The 18,850-nt window shown below is 68.7% G+C and carries 16 protein-coding genes and 1 tRNA gene; 1 reads left to right on the top strand and 16 read right to left on the bottom strand.

What is annotated here, in order from left to right:
* Nucleotides 1–57 precede the first annotated feature (57 nt).
* The 16 genes from atpB to argS form a co-directional block, all read right to left on the bottom strand.
* A complete protein-coding gene (gene atpB, locus ACTWLI_RS11500) occupies nucleotides 58–858 on the bottom strand; it encodes a F0F1 ATP synthase subunit A (RefSeq protein ID WP_056738176.1) in 801 nt (266 codons plus the stop codon).
* A gap of 91 nt (nucleotides 859–949) precedes the next feature.
* Nucleotides 950–1,291, bottom strand: coding sequence for a hypothetical protein (locus ACTWLI_RS11495; protein WP_082574966.1), 342 nt, complete (start codon nucleotides 1,289–1,291; stop codon nucleotides 950–952).
* The gene (locus tag ACTWLI_RS11490) at nucleotides 1,284–1,769 is read right to left on the bottom strand and encodes a hypothetical protein (protein WP_445153978.1); all 486 of its coding nucleotides are present in this window, start codon (nucleotides 1,767–1,769) and stop codon (nucleotides 1,284–1,286) included. The genes ACTWLI_RS11495 and ACTWLI_RS11490 overlap by 8 nt, the downstream gene beginning before the upstream one ends.
* 81 nt (nucleotides 1,770–1,850) lie before the next feature.
* The gene (locus ACTWLI_RS11485) at nucleotides 1,851–2,876 is read right to left on the bottom strand and encodes an MraY family glycosyltransferase (RefSeq protein WP_445153977.1); all 1,026 of its coding nucleotides are present in this window, start codon (nucleotides 2,874–2,876) and stop codon (nucleotides 1,851–1,853) included.
* Nucleotides 2,873–4,741 carry a polysaccharide biosynthesis protein gene (locus ACTWLI_RS11480; RefSeq protein ID WP_445153976.1) on the bottom strand — a complete coding sequence of 623 codons (1,869 nt, stop codon included), beginning with the start codon at nucleotides 4,739–4,741 and terminating at the stop codon, nucleotides 2,873–2,875. The genes ACTWLI_RS11485 and ACTWLI_RS11480 overlap by 4 nt, the downstream gene beginning before the upstream one ends.
* Before the next feature lie 118 nt (nucleotides 4,742–4,859).
* Nucleotides 4,860–5,807 carry a glycosyltransferase gene (locus ACTWLI_RS11475; protein WP_445153975.1) on the bottom strand — a complete coding sequence of 316 codons (948 nt, stop codon included), beginning with the start codon at nucleotides 5,805–5,807 and terminating at the stop codon, nucleotides 4,860–4,862.
* Nucleotides 5,808–5,813: 6 nt separating this feature from the next.
* Nucleotides 5,814–6,722 carry a glycosyltransferase gene (locus tag ACTWLI_RS11470; protein ID WP_445153974.1) on the bottom strand — a complete coding sequence of 303 codons (909 nt, stop codon included), beginning with the start codon at nucleotides 6,720–6,722 and terminating at the stop codon, nucleotides 5,814–5,816.
* Nucleotides 6,723–6,724: 2 nt separating this feature from the next.
* On the bottom strand, nucleotides 6,725–7,489 hold the full coding sequence (locus tag ACTWLI_RS11465; RefSeq protein WP_445153973.1) for an L-threonylcarbamoyladenylate synthase: 765 nt from the start codon (nucleotides 7,487–7,489) through the stop codon (nucleotides 6,725–6,727).
* Nucleotides 7,486–8,385, bottom strand: coding sequence for a peptide chain release factor N(5)-glutamine methyltransferase (gene prmC, locus ACTWLI_RS11460; RefSeq protein WP_445153972.1), 900 nt, complete (start codon nucleotides 8,383–8,385; stop codon nucleotides 7,486–7,488). Before prmC ends, ACTWLI_RS11465 begins: the two co-directional genes overlap by 4 nt.
* 18 nt (nucleotides 8,386–8,403) lie before the next feature.
* Nucleotides 8,404–9,477 (bottom strand): peptide chain release factor 1, encoded by a 1,074-nt coding sequence (gene prfA, locus ACTWLI_RS11455; RefSeq protein WP_056738168.1) that lies wholly within the window; start codon nucleotides 9,475–9,477, stop codon nucleotides 8,404–8,406.
* Nucleotides 9,478–9,664: 187 nt separating this feature from the next.
* A complete protein-coding gene (rho, locus tag ACTWLI_RS11450; RefSeq protein ID WP_445153971.1) occupies nucleotides 9,665–11,701 on the bottom strand; it encodes a transcription termination factor Rho in 2,037 nt (678 codons plus the stop codon).
* A 310-nt stretch (nucleotides 11,702–12,011) separates the two neighbouring features.
* Complete coding sequence (gene thrB / locus ACTWLI_RS11445; protein WP_445153970.1) at nucleotides 12,012–12,998, bottom strand: homoserine kinase; 987 nt, start codon at nucleotides 12,996–12,998, stop codon at nucleotides 12,012–12,014.
* 2 nt (nucleotides 12,999–13,000) lie between these two features.
* A complete protein-coding gene (gene thrC / locus ACTWLI_RS11440) occupies nucleotides 13,001–14,107 on the bottom strand; it encodes a threonine synthase (protein ID WP_445153969.1) in 1,107 nt (368 codons plus the stop codon).
* Nucleotides 14,108–15,424: a homoserine dehydrogenase gene (locus tag ACTWLI_RS11435; protein ID WP_445153968.1), complete on the bottom strand. Its 1,317-nt coding sequence runs from the start codon at nucleotides 15,422–15,424 to the stop codon at nucleotides 14,108–14,110. It abuts the gene before it with no gap.
* Nucleotides 15,425–16,891, bottom strand: coding sequence for a diaminopimelate decarboxylase (lysA, locus tag ACTWLI_RS11430; RefSeq protein WP_445153967.1), 1,467 nt, complete (start codon nucleotides 16,889–16,891; stop codon nucleotides 15,425–15,427).
* A gap of 5 nt (nucleotides 16,892–16,896) precedes the next feature.
* Nucleotides 16,897–18,561: an arginine--tRNA ligase gene (gene argS / locus ACTWLI_RS11425; RefSeq protein WP_445153966.1), complete on the bottom strand. Its 1,665-nt coding sequence runs from the start codon at nucleotides 18,559–18,561 to the stop codon at nucleotides 16,897–16,899.
* 206 nt (nucleotides 18,562–18,767) lie between these two features.
* Between argS and ACTWLI_RS11420 the strand changes: the two genes are divergently transcribed.
* Nucleotides 18,768–18,840 (top strand) — tRNA-Arg (locus ACTWLI_RS11420).
* The last annotated feature ends 10 nt before the right edge of the window (nucleotides 18,841–18,850 follow it).

The following is an 18,850-nucleotide window of genomic DNA, read 5'->3' as shown; positions in this document are numbered from 1 at the left end:
ACCGTTGTGGCAGGTTGTTTGGTTTGCTACATCCCCGCGGGGGGAAGATTTGGGAGCCTAGTGGCTGTCCGCGTGCAGAGCGCCTTCGATGTAGATGGCGGTCAGCAGGGTAAAGACGTAAGCCTGCAGCGCCATGATCAGCGCTTCGAGCATGTACATGGCGATCGCACCGACCAGCACGAGCACGGAGGTGCCCTTCAGGAGCACGCTCTCCTGCATGACCAGGTATTCGATACCCGATCCGGCGATCATGACGATGAGGTGGCCGGCCAGCATGGTGGCGAACAGACGGAGGCTGTGCGTGACCGGGCGGACCAGGAAGTTGGAGATGATCTCGATCGGGATGACGATCGGAAGGATGTAGACCGGAACGCCGCTCGGCACGGTGGCCAGCTTGAAGTAGCGCAGGCCGTTCTTCTTGATGCCGATCGCAATCCAGGTGACGTAGACAATGCCGGCGAGCACGTAGGCGCCGCCGACGTGCGAGAAGCTCGGCAGCTGGATCAGCGGGATGGCGCCGTAGATGTTGTTCACGAGGATGAAGAAGAACAGGCTGAACAGCAGCGGGACGTACTTCATGAAGTCTTTGCCGCCGATGATGTCCTTGGCGATGCCGTTGCGGACGAAGCCGTAGGCGGCCTCACCAGCGAACTGCAGCTTGCCGGGAACCAGCTGCTGCTTCCGCGCAGCGAGCACAAAGAAGGTGGCAATAATGACGACCGAGAGGATCACCAGCAGCATCTGCTTGGAGAACCCTTCGGCCTCGCCCCAGGGCAGGATAGCCGGCAGGTGCATTTCTTCGATTCCAGGGGGCGTGAAAGTTCCTGAATCTTGGGCCGGGAGCGCAAGCGCGATCAACGCGTTTCCTCTCTGCAGTGTCCATCATTGGGCGTCGGTCGGGGACCGGCGACACGTACGTCGGCCTGTCCCCCTGTGAAATTATTTGGCATTACTGTTCCTCGTCCTGGGACGGGCCACCTGCAGGATTGTCTCCGCCAGTCGATGTTCCGTTACTGGTGAGGCCGTGCATATGAGAAAGATAGAACCCGCCCGCAGCTCCAAGCAGGGCGCCTGCGAGCACAATCCAGCGGGTTCCCCACAGATTATCCAGACCCCACCCTATCAAACTCCAGACGATGATTCCGCCAACGATGTAGCTGAAGACGGCGATCCCGGCGTTGTATCCGCCGTCCTCGCCGCCGCTCGATACACCGGGTGCGCCGTCGCTGGTTTTGGGGGTGCGGGCGGACTTTTTGGGCGTGTTCCCGCGTCCGTTGTCGCGGCTAGGCATGGGTGCCGCCTCCGGGGGTCTCGGGGTCGTTGTAGATCTGCAGCCGCGCCTTGGCGAAGCCGTACAGTTCGGCAGCCTGCCAGAGCACCACGGCCACGACGGCTCCGATCAGGAACCACCGGCCCGAGAGCCAGGCCGGGGCGCCGATGGCGAACAGCACCACGGCGAACCCGACGACTTTGATGAAGTAGGTGGCCACGAAGAGCCCGATCGCGCCGGAGGAATGGTTCCGGCCGCCGAAGTGCCCGACGAGGAGGCTGATGGCGAAGAATGCCATCACCAGGGCCCCGCCAAAGAGGGCCGAGAAGGCAGCCGCCGGGCCGTCGAGCAGGCCGGCCGCGAGGCAAACCAGCGCCAGTCCCGCGCCGGCGGCTGCGGAGCTGAGGGCCAGCAGCCTCAGCCACAGCGACGTGGTGGGGCCGGAGCCGCCAACGGATCCGCTGCCGGAACGGTGTCCGGAGTCGGCGCTGGAGGTCATGGGAACCCGATCGTCGAGGATGGCAAGGGTGGAGGGCGCGGCGACAGGCCGCCCCTGAATTCTACACGAGATAGAACACGCTTAGGCCACCGGGATCCTCGTGACCTTGCTGCGCCGACGGAAGCGGCGGATCAGGTCAGGGGATGCCAGGTACAGCCCGAGTACCAGCAGACTGCCGGCCACGCACAGCGCGACCACCGGCAACGTGGCCGTCGCCGCGGTGAAGCCGAGGACAATGACTGCGGCGGTGCAGACCGTAACCGCGACTGCCGACTGCAGGTGGGAGAACCCGACGTCGGTGAGCCGCTGGTAGACGTGCTCGCGGTGCGAGGCGTACCACCGCTCCCCCGCCTTGATCCGGCGCAGCAGCGTGTACCCGGTGTCCGCGACATAAACCAGGATCGGCGAGAGGACGTATTCGACGTAGACCCCGCTCAGGAAGCCCGCCACGGCCAGGGCCGCAATCGAGGCACCGAGCAGGTAGCTGCCCACGTCGCCGAGGAAGACCGAGCCGCGGCCGAGGTTCCAGGGCAGGAAGCCGAGGAAGGCCATCGCCAGCACGGCACCGCCCGCGGTCAGCCAGGGCTGCCCGGACAAGGATCCGGCCACGGCGTAGGCCGCCCCCGCGGTCACGCCGTGGAGGCCGGAAATGCCGTTGACGCCGTCCATAAAGTTGGCGATGTTGACGTAGGCGGCGATAGCGACCGCGCCCAGTGGCAGCCACCAGAAGGACTGCCCTGTGAGCACGATCAGCGCCGCGGTTCCGGCTGCCCCGATGCCCAGCTGGGCGGCGGCGCGCCCGCGGATGGACATGCCGCGCAGGTCTTCAGTCCAGCCGACCGCGGCGCAGGCCGCGATGATGGCGAGCACGACGGCGAACACCGAGCGGTCCACGGTGACCAGGCCCGTGAGCACCGCGGCCAGGTAGCCGACCGCGGTGGCCAGGGCGGCGGCGAGGCCCATCCCGCGGATAGTGGCCTTCCGGTGTGAGGAGCGGGCCGAAGGGATATCCACGACACCCAGCCGGACCAGCCACGGCTTCACCGCAAACGGCAGCAGCAGGCTCGCCAGCAGGGTGGTGCCGGTCACCAGGACCAGGGGCGTCACAGCGCCACCCGGAGCGCGGACGCTTCGTCCGCTTCGTCGTCGGGGATTTCGGCGATGTTGGCGCCCTGTTCGGCCTCGCAGCGGGCCAGCCAGACGTTAAGGTCCAGCTTCTCCGGGTCCTGCTGGTTGGCCTTGGTGTGCGAGATCTTCGGGTGCAGGGGCCGCTGGTCCAGCTCGCCGGTGCCCACGAGTTCCTCGTGCAGCTTCTCCCCCGGGCGCAGGCCCGTGTAGATGATTTCGATGTCCTTGCCGGACATGGCGATCATCCGCTGGGCGACGTCCAGGATCTTCACCGGTTCGCCCATGTCCAGGATCATCACATCGCCGCCGGCGCCGATGGCTCCGGCCTGGATCACCAGCTGGCAGGCCTCGGGAATCGTCATGAAGAAGCGGGTGACCTCGGGGTCGGTGACCGTGACCGGGCCGCCCACCCGGATCTGCTCGGTGAACAGCGGCAGCATCGAGCCGCGGCTGCCCATGACGTTGCCGAAGCGGACGGAGACATAGGTGTCCCCGGTCTGGCCGGCCATCCAGGCGGTGAGCTTTTCCGCGACGCGCTTGGAGTGGCCCAGGGCCGTGGTGGGGTTGGCGGCTTTGTCGGTGGAAATGTTCACGAAGTGCGAGACGCCGGCAATCCGGGCGGCGCGGAGTACATTCAGGGTGCCGCAGACGTTGGTCTTCCACGCCTCCACGGGGTACTGCTGCAACAGCGGCGCGTGTTTCAGGGCGGCCGCGTGGAAGACCACCTCGGGCTTCCGGTCCGCGAAGATCTCCTGCAGGGCTTCGCCGTCGCGGATGTTGGCCAGCACGGTGTCCCGCCCGGCCAGCAGGCCGCGGCCGGTGATGGAAATCTGGGTCTGCTGCAGACCGGTTTCGTCATGGTCGAGCATGATCAGTTCGGCCGGGTTGTACTGCACGATCTGTCGGCACAGTTCCGAGCCGATGGACCCGCCGGCGCCGGTCACCAGCACCCGTTTGCCCTTGATGTACCCGGCAATCTCGTCGACCTTGATGTCGACCGGCCGGCGGCCGATCAGGTCCTCGACCGCGACGTCGCGGAAATCCGAGAACCCCTCGGGCGCCCCGCCGCCCAGCATGTCGCGCAACGGCGGGAGCACCAGCACGCGGATGTTCAGCCCCGCCACGGCGTCGGAGATGCGACGCACGACGGCGGCCTCGACGTTGGCGAAGGCCAACACCAGGACCCTCGCCCGGGTCCGGCGGATGACGGCGGGAAGATCCTCGCCCTTGCCCATGACCTGGACGCCGGAGAGCCGGAGGTGCTTCTTGGCGGGGTCGTCGTCGATCAGGCCGACCGGGAAGTACGGGGAATCCTGGTCCTGCAGCATGCGGGTGAGCAGCGAGTTGCCGAGGAAGCCGGCGCCGTAGATCAGCGTGTTCTGGGCCTCGTCGCCGGGCCGGGTCCGGCTTTCGACGTAGAGTCGCTTGGCGTAGCGTGCCGCGCCCATGAAGAGGCAGGCGAACGGGAACGCGATCAGGCCGACGCTGCGCCCGATGTTGATGGCGCCGTAGAGCACCAGCAGGGTCCCGGTGATGGAGGCCGCCACGATAACGGTGACGAAGACCAGCGCGCGGGCCTCCTGGAAACTGCCGAAGGGGTACCGCCCCCGGTAGAGGGCCAGGGCGTAGCCGGCCAGGATCTGGACCACGACGGCGATCGCGGCGATGAAGAAGGCGCCGAGGAACTGCTCGGCGCGGATGCCCATCTCGTAGCGGAGCAGCAGCGCCAGGACGATCGCCACGATCCAGGACATGGAGTCCAGGAACAGCTGGATCCAGATCCAGAGGGCGGGCTTCTCCTCCCGTGCTGCGCCGGATGCGCTCGCTTCAGATTTCGTAGTCAACAGAGATTGCAACCGACTTCCACTACCACGGCGGCCAGGCGCCTGTTTCAAAAAATATCCCCGCCGCACAACCGTCGGACAGTGGCGGGGCCTAAAACGATACTAATCTCTTTCGCTTTCAGCGCCGGGGTTTGACGTCCACGGCCGGCATCGGCCGCCAGCCGCGGTCCGCCAGGATGGCCCGCGATTCCCGCCAGCCCCGCCAGAGCTGGCCGGTGCCTTTGAGGGTGCGTTCGACGGCGATAAGCCGGAAAAGTTCCTTCAGGAACGTCAGGGCGGTCCCGGCGCCGAAACCAATGCGGTGGTACTTGCCGTGCGCCCGGAGGTACTGCGCAACGTGCCCGCGGTTGCGCATGACGTAGCGGCGGCTGAGGTCTGACGAGTCGTTGAGGTGGCGCAGGACCAGGTCCACCTGCCGCTGTTCGCGGACCTTTTTGATCACGAAGGCGTTGACGTAGACGACCGGTGTCTGCTGCGCGGCCAGCCAGCCGTAGATTAGGTCGTCCCAGGTGATGAAGAACCGCGGGTCCGGCAGTCCGATGCTGCGGGCCACGGAAGCCTTGATCAGCATGCCTTCGAAGTTGCCCACGTTGGTCCGGAACACGTCCGAGTGCCGGAATACATCGCGGGAGACCGGCAGGAACACGCCGAGGGCCTCGACGAAGTGGTGCTGCCAGAAGAAGGGCTTGCCGTTGGCGTCGTAGCGGCGGCCGATCAGGCAGGAGTACTCCGGCGTGAATTTTGCCAGCGCGTCCACTGCCCCGGGCAGCACTTCGACGTCGTCGTCCATCAGCCACAGCCATTCGGCGCCCGCGGCCAGGGCGAGCTCCACGCCGCGGGAGAAGCCCCCGGCGCCGCCGACGTTCTCCGGCAGCCGCTCGTACTGGATCGGCGTGCTGCCCGCGGCGGCGGCCCGGGTGACGACGTCGGCGGTGTGGTCCGTGCTGGCGTTATCCACCACGATGATCCGCGCCGGGCGGGTGCCGAGCCGGTCGAAGGAGTCCAGCAGGTTTTGCAGGAAGCCGGCCCGGTTGAAGGTGACAACGACGGCGTACAGGTTTTCCACGGCGGCCTAGCTGTTGGTGGACATCAGCTGCGCCGGCGAGCCGAAGCCCTTGCCGCGGAAGCCGGTGGAGTAGGCGTTGAACCAGTGGGCCAGGCCCTTGAGGTCGCCGGTTTTCAGGAAGTAGTAGGGGAAGCCGACGATGTCCGCCCCGAACCAGCGCAGGTTCCGGTACTTCCGGGTCAGGTAGCCCCGGTTGCGGAAGTAGCAGTAGCGCTTGAAGTCGCCCTCCGGGATGACCGGGGTGATGAAGCCGCCGAAGACGGGTTTCATCTCGGTCCAGGTGGCGGGGTGCTGCACGGCGACGGTGGCCAGGGTCCCGTATTTGAGCCCGGCCTTCTTGACCCGGGAGAGGAAGTCGACTTCGTCGCCGCGGATGAAGAACTTCACGTCGGGGATGCCGATTTTGTAGAAGACCTCGGTGCGGATCAGGGCACCGTTGAAGAAGTGCACCATGTCCGGCAGGTAGCCCATCGGCGCCAGCCGGGAGCGGTCGTTGGTCAGCAGCCCGTTGATCCTGAAGTTGAACGAGAGCCGGTTGGGGTCCGCCGTGGCGGCGACGAGCGGGCTGACGATGTCCAGCCCGTGCTCCTCCGCGGCCGCCAGCAGCGCGGCCAGGCAGTCCGCGTCCTCCGGGTGGCCGTCGTCGTCCATCAGCCAGATCCACTCCGCGCCGCTGGCCATGGCCGCCAGGATGGCGTAGGCGAAGCCTCCCGCTCCCCCGAGGTTCGCCTCGGAGCGCAGGTAGTTGATGTTGGTTCCGCCCGCGGCCACGACGTCGGTGGCCGGAACGGTGCCGGAGTCCACGAGCGCGATGGAGTGGATGGGTGCGGTCTGCGCGGCGAGGCCCTTCAGGAGCAGGCCAAGTTCTTCGTGGCGGTCGAAGGTGACGGCGGCGACGGCGACTTTCGGCTGCATCTTCAGTTCCTCGGGGAGTCGTCGTCGGAGGGGTCCGCGGCGGGCGCGGGGGGTTCCTGGGGCGCTTCGGCGGGTTCCTCGGCGGCGGGTTCCTCGGCGGCGGCTTCCTCACCCAGGCCCAGCACGTCCGGGACGACGCCGCGCAGGCGTTCGAGGCTGATGGCGCCCTGACGCACGACGCGCAGCGGCACCGCGGTGGCGTCGACGATCGTGGACGGCTCGGAGCCTTCCCCCTCGGACGGGCGGTGGCCGCCCTCCAGGTAGACCTCGACGGACTCCGCCAGCTGCGCCTGGGCGCTGGCGGCGGTCTGCGCGGCCGCCTGGCCGGTGCGGTTGGCGGAGGACACCGCCAGCGGACCGGTGAGGGTGAGCAGATCCTGTGCGATGTCGTCGGCCGGGATGCGCAGGGCCACCGTGCCCTTGGTTTCGCCCAGGTCCCAGTCGAGCGAGGGCTGGGCGTGCAGGATGAGGGTCAGGCCGCCGGGCCAGAAGGCCTCGGCCAGCCGGCGGGCTTCTGCCGGGACGTCCGTGGCGAGTCCGTCCAGGGCGTTCAGCCGCGGGATCAGCACCGGCGGGGGCATCTGCCGGCTGCGCCCCTTGGCGGCGAGCAGGAGCGTCACGGCCTGCGGCGAGAACGCATCCGCGCCGATCCCGTAGACGGTGTCGGTGGGAAGGACCACGCACTGGTGGGCCCGGATGGCCCGCTGGGCGTGTTCAAGTCCTGCGGCACGCTGGTCCGCGTCCGCGCAATCGTAGCTAGTCGTCACTGGCCTATCCTTTCATTGCTGCCGGCCTCCGGCTTACGGAAGGCGCTCGTGGCGCGCTCCCGGCCGTTGAGGTCCAGGTGGGTGGCGATCCCGGTCCAGAGGCCGGAGCGCTCCAGCATCGCGGCGATCCAGCCGGCCTGCACCTCGGCGTGCTCCATGACAAAGTAGCCCCCGGGAACCAGCAGCCGGGCCGCGGAGGCCGCGGCCGCCGTCGGCAGTTCCATGCCGTCCGCTCCACCGCCGTAGAGCGCTTCGGGCGGATCGTGCAGCGCCACCTCGGGTTCGTTGGGCACGGCTTCGGCGGGGATGTACGGCGGGTTGGACACGACGACGTCGAAGCTGCCGTCCTGGTCGGCCAGCGCGGTCCGCAGGTCGCCGCGGACCAGCCGGACGCCCAGGGGCAGGAGGTTTTTCGCAGCCCAGGCATGTGCGAATTCGCTGTACTCGACGGCGTGGACCTCGGCGTCCGGGACCTCGTGGGCGATCGACCCGGCGATGGCTCCCGAGCCGGTACCAAGGTCCGCGACCTTGGGTCCGCGCCCGGTGCGTGGCAGGTCCCGCAGGTGGTCGATCACCAGTTGCACGACGGATTCGGTCTCCGGCCGCGGGATGAACACCCCGGGGCCGACGGCGAGGTCGAGGTAGCGGAAGTGCGCGACGCCGGTGATGTGCTGCAGCGGGATCCGCCGGGCACGCTCGGCCACGAGCTCGGCATAGTCCGCCGGCGCCGGTGTGTCGCCGAGGACCAGGGCACGGAGCCGGCCGGGGCCGACGCCGAGCAGGTGCCCGGCGAGGAGTTCAGCGTCGAGCCTGGGGCTGGGCACGCCCGCTGCGGCGAGCACTCCCGTGGCCTCGCGGACGGCGTCGGCCAGGCTCAGGCCGGTCTCAGGTGTCATCAACGCGCAGGGTCCGAACTAGTCGCCGATGGCGTCGAGGCGGGCCTGCTCGTCCATCTCGATGGCGGACTGGATCACCGGCTCCAGGTCGCCGTTCATGACCTGGTCCAGGTTGTAGGCCTTGTAGCCCGTCCGGTGGTCGGCGATCCGGTTTTCCGGGTAGTTATATGTGCGGATGCGCTCGGAGCGGTCCATGGTGCGGATCTGCGACTTGCGCTGGGCCGAGTTCTCAGCGTCGATCTGCTCCTGCTGGTGCGCAAGGATCCGGGCACGCAGCACGCGCATGCCGGCCTCGCGGTTCTGCAGCTGCGACTTCTCGTTCTGCATCGCCACGACGATGCCGGTGGGAAGGTGCGTGATGCGCACGGCCGAGTCGGTGGTGTTGACCGACTGCCCGCCCGGACCGGACGAGCGGTAGACGTCGATCTTGAGGTCGTTCTGGTTGATTTCCAGTTCCTCGGGCTCGTCGACCTCGGGAAGCACCAGCACGCCGGCGGCCGAGGTGTGGATGCGGCCCTGGGACTCGGTCACCGGGACGCGCTGGACCCGGTGGACGCCGCCTTCGAACTTGAGCCGGGCGTAGACGCCCTCCGCAGGGTCGTTGGAGTTGCCCTTGACGGCAACCTGGACGTCCTTGTAACCGCCCAGGTCAGACTCGGTGGCGGAGATGATCTCGGTCTTCCAGCCGCGGGATTCCGCGTAACGGGTGTACATGCGCAGCAGGTCGCCCGCGAACAGGGCTGCCTCGTCGCCGCCTTCGCCGCCCTTGACCTCAAGGATCACGTTGCGGGCGTCGTCCGGGTCGCGCGGGATGAGCAGCCGGCGCAGCTTGGCCGCCGACGTCTCCAGCGCGGCCTCCAGCTCGGGCACCTCGGCAGCGAACTCCGGGTCCTCGGCCGCCATTTCCTTCGCGGCCGCCAGGTCGTCGCGGATGCCCTCCCAGCGGTGGTAGGCCTCCACAATGCCATTCAACTGAGCCGAACGCCGCCCCAGCTTCCGGGCCAGCTTCTGATCAGCATAAACAGCAGGATCCCCAAGCTGCGCCTGAATAGCAGCATGCTCATCCAACAGCCCCTGTACGGACTCAAACATTTCAAAACCTCTTTCGACTTCTACAAGTCTAGTGACTGCGGGCAGGTCCCTTTAAACCAACAGCCGCTCAAAATATGCCGGCCAGGGAGTGGCTTCGGGCCTGCCGGAGCCGGGTGGCTGACGATCGTAGATCGTCAGCCACCCGGCGTAGGGGCGGGGCCGGCATATTTTGAGCGGCTAAACCCAGCTACTTGTCGTTATCGGACTTCGCACCAAGCGTCGTCTTCTGCACCTGCATGAGGAACTCGACGTTGCTCTGGGTCTCCCGGATCTTGTTGGTCAGGAGCTCAAGGCTCTGCTGCGTTTCGAGACCGGAAAGGACGCGGCGCAGCTTCCACATGATCTTGACTTCCTCGGGCGAGAGCAGGTTCTCTTCGCGGCGGGTGCCGGACGCGTTGACGTCCACGGCCGGGAAGATGCGCTTGTCCGCGAGCTGGCGGGACAGGCGCAGTTCCATGTTGCCGGTGCCCTTGAACTCTTCGAAGATGACCTCGTCCATCTTGGAGCCGGTCTCGACGAGAGCGGTGGCCAGGATGGTGAGCGAGCCGCCGTTTTCAATGTTGCGGGCTGCACCAAAGAAGCGCTTCGGCGGGTACAGGGCAGCGGAGTCGACGCCACCGGACAGGATGCGGCCCGAGGCCGGTGCTGCCAGGTTGTAGGCACGGCCCAGGCGGGTCATCGAGTCCAGCAGGACCACAACGTCCATGCCCATTTCCACGAGGCGCTTGGCACGCTCGATGGAGAGTTCGGCCACGGTGGTGTGGTCATCGGCGGGACGGTCGAAGGTGGAGGCAATGACCTCGCCCTTGACGGTGCGCTGCATGTCCGTGACTTCTTCGGGGCGTTCGTCAACGAGCACCATCATGAGGTGGACCTCAGGATTGTTGGTGGTGATGGCGTTGGCGATGGACTGCAGGATGAGCGTCTTGCCGGCCTTCGGCGGCGAGACGATCAGGCCGCGCTGGCCCTTGCCGATCGGGGCGACCAGGTCGATGACACGGGGGCCGATCTTCTTGGGGTCCGTCTCGAGGCGCAGGCGCTCGGAGGGGTACAGCGGGACGAGCTTCGCGAACTCGACGCGGTCCTTGAGCTCCTCCGGAGTCTTGCCGTTGACCGAGGTGACGCGGACCAGGGCGTTGAACTTCTGGCGGGTGGACTGCTGGCTGCGGTCCTCGCCCTCGCGGGGAGCGCGGATGGCGCCGACGACGGCGTCGCCCTTGCGCAGGTTGTACTTCTTGACCTGGGCCAGGGAGACATAGACGTCGTTCGGGCCGGGCAGGTAACCGGAGGTGCGGATGAAGGCGTAGTTCTCCAGCACGTCAAGGATGCCGGCGACCGGGAGCAGGACGTCGTCCTCGGTGACCTCGACGTCGTCGACGTCCGGTCCCTGGGAGCGGCCGCGGCGGCGTTCGTTGCGGTCGCGGAACCGGTCGTTGCGCGCGTTGTCGCGGTTGTCCTGGCCGCCGGAGCGGTCGTTGCGGTCACGGCGGTTGCGGCGGTTGCGGCGGCTGCCGCCCTCGTTGTCGTCATTGTCGCGGTTGTCGCGGTTGTCCTCACGGCCGCCGCGGCCACGGCCGGACTCGCGGCGCTGGCCGTCTTCGCGGCGCTGGCCCTCGTCGTTGCCCTGCTCCGCCTGGCGCGGCTCTGCCTGGCGTTCCTGGCGCTGCTCGGCGGGGGCCTCGGCGGTCTCGGCGCCCTGCGCGGCGGCTTCGCCGCGGCGGCGGTTGCGGGTCCGCGGCTGGCGGGTCCGGTCGCTGCCTTCGGTCGCGGCTTCGGCCGGGGCCTGCTCGGCGGGAGCGGCGACAGCCTCGGCCGGGGCGGCGGGCGCCTCGGCGGCGGGGGTGCTGACGACGCCGTCGCTGCCGGCGCGGCGGCTGCGGCCGCGGCGGGCGCGCGGGTTTTCCTGGCCTTCGGCCGGGGGCGCGGCGGGCGCGGCTTCGGTAGCCGGAGCCGGGGCAGCCTGGGCCACGGTGCCGTTATCGCTGGCCTTGTCGGCGCGCGCCGGGGCTTTGCTGACCGGGGTGCCGGCGCGGTGGGCGGAGATGGCGGACACCAGGTCGCCCTTGCGCATCCGGGAACCCCCGGAGATCCCCAGCTGGCTGGCCAGGGCCTGGAGCTGGGCGAGCTTCAGGCCGGCGAGGCCGCTGCTCTTGGCGGGCGCTGCCGTATCGGCAGCAGAAGATGATGTTTCCACAGCTGGAGACAGCTCAGTGGTTTCGGTCACGAAGGATCCTTCCCCCTCGACGGCACCCAGGCTAGGAGCTGGGCGCGGTGATTTGATCTGGGCTGCAGTTCAGATCTGCAGCCGGGATTTCGGCCCCGCCGGTTGGATTTCGGCCGGCACGGCCGGTTACTGCTACACCGCAACACGCCCCGCTGATGGGGGGACGGCCGGCTGACGGTTCAGGGGCGCAGAGGAACTCTGCAGAATCCTGCGTCAGACCGAAAGCAGGTGGCACCGGAAAATATTGCGCAGTGAAAGATGAGAGAGGGCAACTGGGCCAACATCGCGGTCTTAGAAAAAACTTGCGTGATTACCGCCGGTGCACTTCCACTTTAGCACCCTCCGTGTCCACAGCCAGCTTCATCACGCGCCAGCCGGTCTCCGGCGTGTTGGCCGCGGTGAACGCCTCGATGAATCCGACGACGTCGGCCGCCTCCTGTTCACCGGCGGCCAGCACCAGCACAGTGGGTCCGGCGCCGGACACCACGGCGGCGTGCCCGGCCCGCCGGAGCGCTGCGATCAGTTCGGCGCTGGGCCGCATGGCCTGCGCGCGGTAGCTCTGGTGCAGGTAGTCCTCGGTTCCTGCGAGCAGGAAGTCGGGCTGCTGCGTGAGGGCATGGATCAGCAGGGCCGCCCGGCCGGAGTTCATCGCGGCAGCATGGTGGCCGACGGAGGCCGGCAGCAGCGCCCGGGCCGCTTCGGTGGAGAGTTCGAAGTCAGGCACCGCGACGACCGGGATGATCGCGCCGTGCACGGTCGCGCAGGTGCTGCTGTACTGGTCACTGTCCTGCCAGGACAGCGCCAGTCCGCCGAAAATCGCGGGTGCGACGTTGTCCGGGTGGCCTTCGAGCCGGGACGTGAACTGCAGGACCCAGTCCCTGCCGCGGCGCGATTCTTCGGGCACCAGGGCGTTGGCTGCGGTCGCAGCGGCCACCACGGCCGCCGCCGAGGAGCCGAGTCCGCGGCCGTGCGGGTTGACGTTGTCCGCGGTGATCCGCAGCCCCTCGTGCCGGAAGCCCAGCGCGTGCAGGGCCTCGGTCAGCGCCCTCGCCACGAGGTGGCTGGCGTCGCGGGGCAGCGTGTCCGCACCTTCCCCGCTCAGCTCGAACTCGAGTTCGCCGCTGTCGAGGGTCTCGACCGTCAGGGTGTCGTACAGGGACAGGGCCAGGCCCAGGCTGTCGTAGCCGGGGCCGAGGTTGGCGCTCGTGGCGGGGACCCGGACGGTGACCGTCTGGCCGGCCGCGACCGCCGGTGCGCCGGCAGCGGATTCGGCCGGCACGGTGAGGGTGGTTTCCACGGCTATTTTTCTTCCAGTCCCAGTTCCGCGGCCACGGTGACGACGTCGTTGGCCACCTTGACGGGCTGCACGTCGCTACCGTCCTCGGTGCGCAGGGCCCACTGCGGGTCCTTGAGTCCGTGGCCAGTGACCGTGATGACGATGGTCTTGCCCGCCGGGACCTGGCCGGCGGCGTGCTTCTTGATCAGCCCGGCGACCCCGGCGGCGGAGCCGGGTTCGACGAACACGCCTTCACGGGCGGAGAGCCAGCGGTGCGCGGAGAGGATTTCCTCGTCGGTGACGGCCTCGATCACGCCGCCGGATTCGTCCCGGGCCGCGACGGCGGTGTCCCAGGACGCCGGGTTGCCGATCCGGATGGCGGTGGCGATGGTGTCCGGCTCCGTGATCGGGTGGCCGGCGACGAACGGCGCGGCTCCGGCGGCCTGGAAGCCCCACATCACCGGGGTCTTCGTGGCCACGGCGGGCAATTCGCCGGCGGTGGCGGACGCGTAGGGCGCAGCGTACTCCTTGTAGCCCTTCCAGTAGGCGCTGATGTTGCCGGCGTTGCCGACCGGGAGCACGTGGATGTCCGGGGCGTCGCCGAGGGCGTCAACGACTTCGAACGCGCCGGTCTTCTGGCCCTCGATGCGTGCCGGGTTGACCGAGTTGACCAGGAACACCGGGTAGGACTCCCCCAGCTTCCGGGCGATGTCCAGGCAGTCGTCGAAGTTGCCGTCGACCTGCAGCAAGGTGGCGCCGTGGGCGATCGCCTGGCTGAGCTTGCCCATCGAGATCTTGCCTTCGGGCACCAGGACCGCGCACTGCAGCCCGGCCGAGGTGGCGTAGGCCGCGGCGGAGGCGGAAGTGTTGCCGGTGGACGCGCAGACCACGGCCTTCGCTCCGGAGGCGACGGCGGCGGTCATGGCCATGGTCATGCCGCGGTCCTTGAACGAACCGGTCGGGTTCATCCCTTCGACCTTGAGGTAGACGGTGCTGCCGGTGAGCTCGGAGAGCTTCTGCGCGTGCACGAGCGGGGTGCCGCCCTCGCCCAGGGTGATGACCTTGGTGGCCTCGGTGACCGGCAGGCGTTCAGCGTATTCGCGGATGACCCCGCGCCATTGGTGAGCCACTTAGACCCCTTCTACCCGCAGTACGGATGTGACGGAATTGATGACGTCCAGGCCCTTGACGGCCTGGACGGTTGCCGACAGGGCGGCTTCGCTCGCGCGGTGCGTGACGATCCGCAGCTCCGCGGACTCCGAGTCGGAGGCCGGGTCGCGGTGGACGGTCTGCCGCATGGTTTCGATGGAGACGCCGTGCTCGGCGAAGAGCTGCGCGATCCGGGCCAGGACACCGGGCTGGTCCGCGACGTCGAGGCCGATGTAGTAGCTCGTGACGGCGGCGTCGATGGGCAGCGCGGGGACGTGCCCGGTGGTGGTTTCGGTGCGTCCGGGGCCGCCCAGGACGATCCGGCGGGCAGCCGACACCAGGTCGCCCAGCACGGCCGAGGCCGTCGGAGTGCCGCCGGCTCCCTGGCCGTAGAACATCAGCTCGCCGGCGTTTTCGGCCTCGATGAACACGGCGTTGAACGCCCCGTGCACCGCGGCCAGCGGGTGCTCGCGGGGCAGCAGGGTGGGGTGGACGCGGACGGAGACGCCTTCTTTGCCTTCGGAATCACTGAGCTTCTCGGCGATCGCCAGCAGCTTGATGACGAACCCGGCGTCCTTGGCCGCGGCGATGTCGGCCGCGGTGACGGAGCTGATGCCCTCGCAGTAGACGTCTTCCAGGGCGAACCGCGTGTGGAAGGACAGCGAGGCAAGGATGGCCGCCTTCGCAGCGGCGTCGTGGCCCTCGACGTCGGCGGTGGGGTCCGCCTCCGCGTAGCCGAGCCGCTGGGCTTCGGCGAGGGCGTCGGCAAACTGCGCACCCGTGGTGTCCATCTGGTCCAGGATGAAGTTGGTGGTGCCGTTGACGATCCCCAGCACGCGGGTTATCCGGTCCCCGGAGAGGCTGTCGCGGATCGGGCGCAGGATGGGGATGGCGCCGGCGACGGCGGCCTCGTAGGAGAGCTGCACCCGGGCCTTGTCCGCCTCTTCGTAGAGGGTGGGCCCGTCCTGGGCGAGGAGGGCCTTGTTGCCGGTGACGACGGACGCGCCGTTCCGGATGGCGGTGAGGATCAGGGTGCGAGCCGGTTCGATCCCGCCCATCAGCTCGATGACGAGGTCGGCGTCCTTGGCCAGGGCCTCGGCGTCGGTGGTGAACAGGCCAGCGGGGAGCTCGACGTCGCGTTCGGCGTCGGGGTTGCGCACGGCGATGCCGCTGAGCTCCAGGCGGGCGCCGGTCCGGGCAGCCAGCGCGTCGGCGTCGTCAATGAGGATCCGCGCAACCTGGGCTCCGACGTTGCCACAGCCCAGCAGGGCCACTTTCAAGGTTCGCATTTCGCTCATTCAGGCTCCCATGTCGCGGTTCAGCAGGTCTTCTTCGGTCTCCCCGCGGACGATGAGCCGGGCAGATCCGTCGCGCACCGCGACAACGCCCGGCCGGGCCAGATAGTTGTAGTTGCTTGACAGGGCCCAGCAGTAGGCGCCGGTCCCCGGTACAGCGAGCAGATCACCGGCTGCCACGTCCTCGGGCAGATATACATCTCTAACAACTATGTCGCCGCTCTCGCAATGTTTGCCCACCACGCGGGACAGCTGCGGCGCCGCGGTGGAACTGCGGGAGGCCAGAACCGCCGAATAATCCGCGTCGTACAGCACCGGGCGGGCGTTATCGCTCATCCCGCCGTCCACCGACACATACCGGCGCGGGTACGTAACGTTTTCCGCACCCATTTCCGGGGAGTCCACCCGCACGGTCTTCAGGGTTCCCACCTCGTAGAGGGTGAAGGTGCTGCTGCCCACGATCGCCCGTCCCGGCTCGATCGAGATCCGGGGCGCGGTGATGCCGAGTTCGGCCACCTTGGCGCGGACGACGGCGGCCATCGCCTGGGCGATTTCGGCCGGCGGGCGCGGCGTGTCGACGGGCGTGTAGGCGATGCCGTAGCCGCCGCCAAGGTCCAGCTCGGGCAGCACGATCGAGTACTTCGCCTGCATGGCGGCCAGGAAGTCGAGGAGCTTTTCCGCGGCGAGGGCGAAGCCGTCGGGTTCGAAAATCTGCGAGCCGATGTGGCAGTGCAGGCCCAGCAGTTCGATGCTGTCGTGCCCGGCGGCGGCGGCGACGGCTTCCTCCGCGGCGGAGAGCCCGGCCTGGTCGGTGGAGTCCCCGGCCATGGAGAGGCCGAACTTCTGGTCCTCGTGTGCGGTGGCAATGAATTCGTGGGTGTGCGCGTGCACGCCCGGGGTCAGCCGCAGCATGACCTTCGCCGTCTCGCCGCGGTTCTGTGCGATCGCGGCGACCCGTTCGAGTTCGGCGAGGCTGTCCACGACGATGCGGCCCAGCTTCATGTCCAGGGCGCGGTGGATCTCGGCGTCGGATTTGTTGTTCCCGTGCAGCGCGACGGCAGCGCCGGGGATGCCGGCGCGGGCCGCGACGGCGAGCTCCCCGCCGGAGGCGGTGTCCAGGCGCAGGCCTTCCTCCTCGACCCAGCGGACGACGGCGGTGCACAGGAACGACTTGCCGGCGTAGTAGACGTCGACTCCCCCGCAGATGTCCGCGAACGCTTCGTTGAACGCGTCCTGGAACGCCCGGGCGCGGGCCCGGAAGTCGGTCTCGCTCATGACGAACAGCGGCGTGCCGAACTGGCGCTGGAGTTCACTGACGGGGATGCCGTCGATGGCGAGTTCGCCGGCGTCGTTGCGCGCCACCCCGGCGGCCCACATCGGGGCGTGCAGGGCGTTCAGGTCCGCCGGGACGGCGAGCCAGTCCGGGGCGAGCGGGGACGCCGGGGCGCTGGCGTTCGGGTTCGCGGTCATGGCGGTCACATCCGTTCCGGCGCCGAGACGCCCAGCAGTTCCAGTCCGTTGGCGAGCACCTGGCTGGTGGCATCGTTGAGCCAGAGCCGGGTGCGGTTCAGGTCCGTGATCGCTTCCTCGCCGAGCGGCGCGACGCGGCAGGCGTCGTACCAGCGGTGGTAGGCGCCGGCGATGACCTCCAGGTGGCGGGCCACCCGGTGCGGTTCGCGCAGCTCGGCGGCCTTGGCCACGATCGAGGGGTAGCTGCCCAGGTGCGAGAGCAGCTCGTTTTCGGTCGCGTGGTCCAGCAGGGCGGCGTCGAAAGCGTCCCGGCCGTCCACGTGGCGTTCGACGCCGGCGGCCACCGCGTTGCGGGCGGCGCCGCGGGAGCGGGCGTGCGCGTACTGGACGTAGAAGACCGGGTTTTCGTTGCTGTGCTTCTTCAGCAGCTCCGGGTCCAGGGTCAGCGGCGAGTCGGCCGGGAAGCGCGCCAGCGAGTAGCGGACGGCGTCCTTGCCCAGCCAGGAGATCAGGTCCTTGAGCTCGATGATGTTGCCGGCGCGTTTGGACAGCTTGGCGCCGTTGACCGAGACGAGCTGGCCGATGAGCACCTCGATGTTGACCTCGGGATCGTCGCCGGCCGCGGCGGCGATCGCCTTGAGCCGGTTGATGTAGCCGTGGTGGTCGGCGCCCAGCAGGTAGATCTTCTCGGTGAAGCCGCGGTCCTTCTTGGAGAGGTAGTAGGCGGCGTCGGCGGCGAAGTAGGTCGGCTCGCCGTTCGCGCGGATCAGCACGCGGTCCTTGTCGTCGCCGAAGTCGGTGGTGCGCAGCCAGACGGCGCCGCCGTCGTCGTACACGTGGCCCTGCTCGCGGAGCCGGGCGACGGCGTCGGCGATCGCGCCGGCGTCGTGCAGCTCCTGCTCGGAGAAGAAGACGTCGAACGCGACGCCGAACTCCGCGAGGGTCTGCTTGATGTCGTGCAGCTGCGCCCGGTAGGCCGCGCCGCGGATCACCGGCAGGGCAGCGACGTCGGTGAGTTCCCGGATGTCGGGGTGGTCGGCGAGGACCTCATGGCCGAGGTCGGCAATGTACTCGCCCGGGTAGCCGCCCTCCGGCACGTCGCGGCCGTGCAGCCGGGACAGGACCGAGTTGGCGAAGACGTCCATCTGCGACCCGGCGTCGTTGATGTAGTACTCGGCCGTGACATCCGCCCCGGAGGCCCGCAGCACCCGGGCAATCGAGTCGCCCAGGGCGGCCCAGCGGGTGTGGCCGATGTGCAGCGGCCCGGTGGGGTTGGCGGAGACGAACTCCATGTTGACCGTCCGGCCCGCGAGCGCCGCGTTGGTGCCGTACGCGGTTCCGGCCTCGACGATGGCCTTGGCGAGCGCCCCGGCGGCGGCGGCGTCCACGGTGATGTTCAGGAACCCCGGGCCGGCGATGTCCACGCCGGACACGCCGCTGATCGCCGCGAGGCGATCGCTGAGCACGCCGGCGAGCTGCCGCGGGTTGGTGCCGGCCGCTTTGGCCAGCTGCAGCGCAATGTTGGTGGCCCAGTCGCCGTGGTCCCGGTTCTTGGGCCGCTCCACCCGCACCGCGTCGGGAATGTCGGCGGGGGCAAGGGCGATCTCACCGGCGGAGACGGCGTCCTTGAGGCAGGCGGATATGGCGAGGGACAGTTCTTCTGGGGTCACGCTTCCAGCCTACCGGGGGGCCTGCAGCAGCGCGGAATTCTGACGCCCCGGTGACCGGCCGGGGGCGTGACCGCCGGCCTGCGGTGGCCCGCTTCGGCGGCCGGATCGGCGGCGCCCGCCGGGCTGCGGGGCGGCGGTTTTTCTTTGCGGCCCATCTTCCTGCTAAGCTCTAGGACGTCCCGCCGGTAACGGCAGGATCCCTGAATGCCCTCGTAGCTCAGGGGATAGAGCGTCTGCCTCCGGAGCAGAAGGCCGTAGGTTCGAATCCTACCGAGGGCACCGAAAAAAC

Source organism: Arthrobacter sp. Hor0625 (genome assembly GCF_052567525.1).
This window is presented reverse-complemented; position numbering and strand designations above follow the sequence as displayed.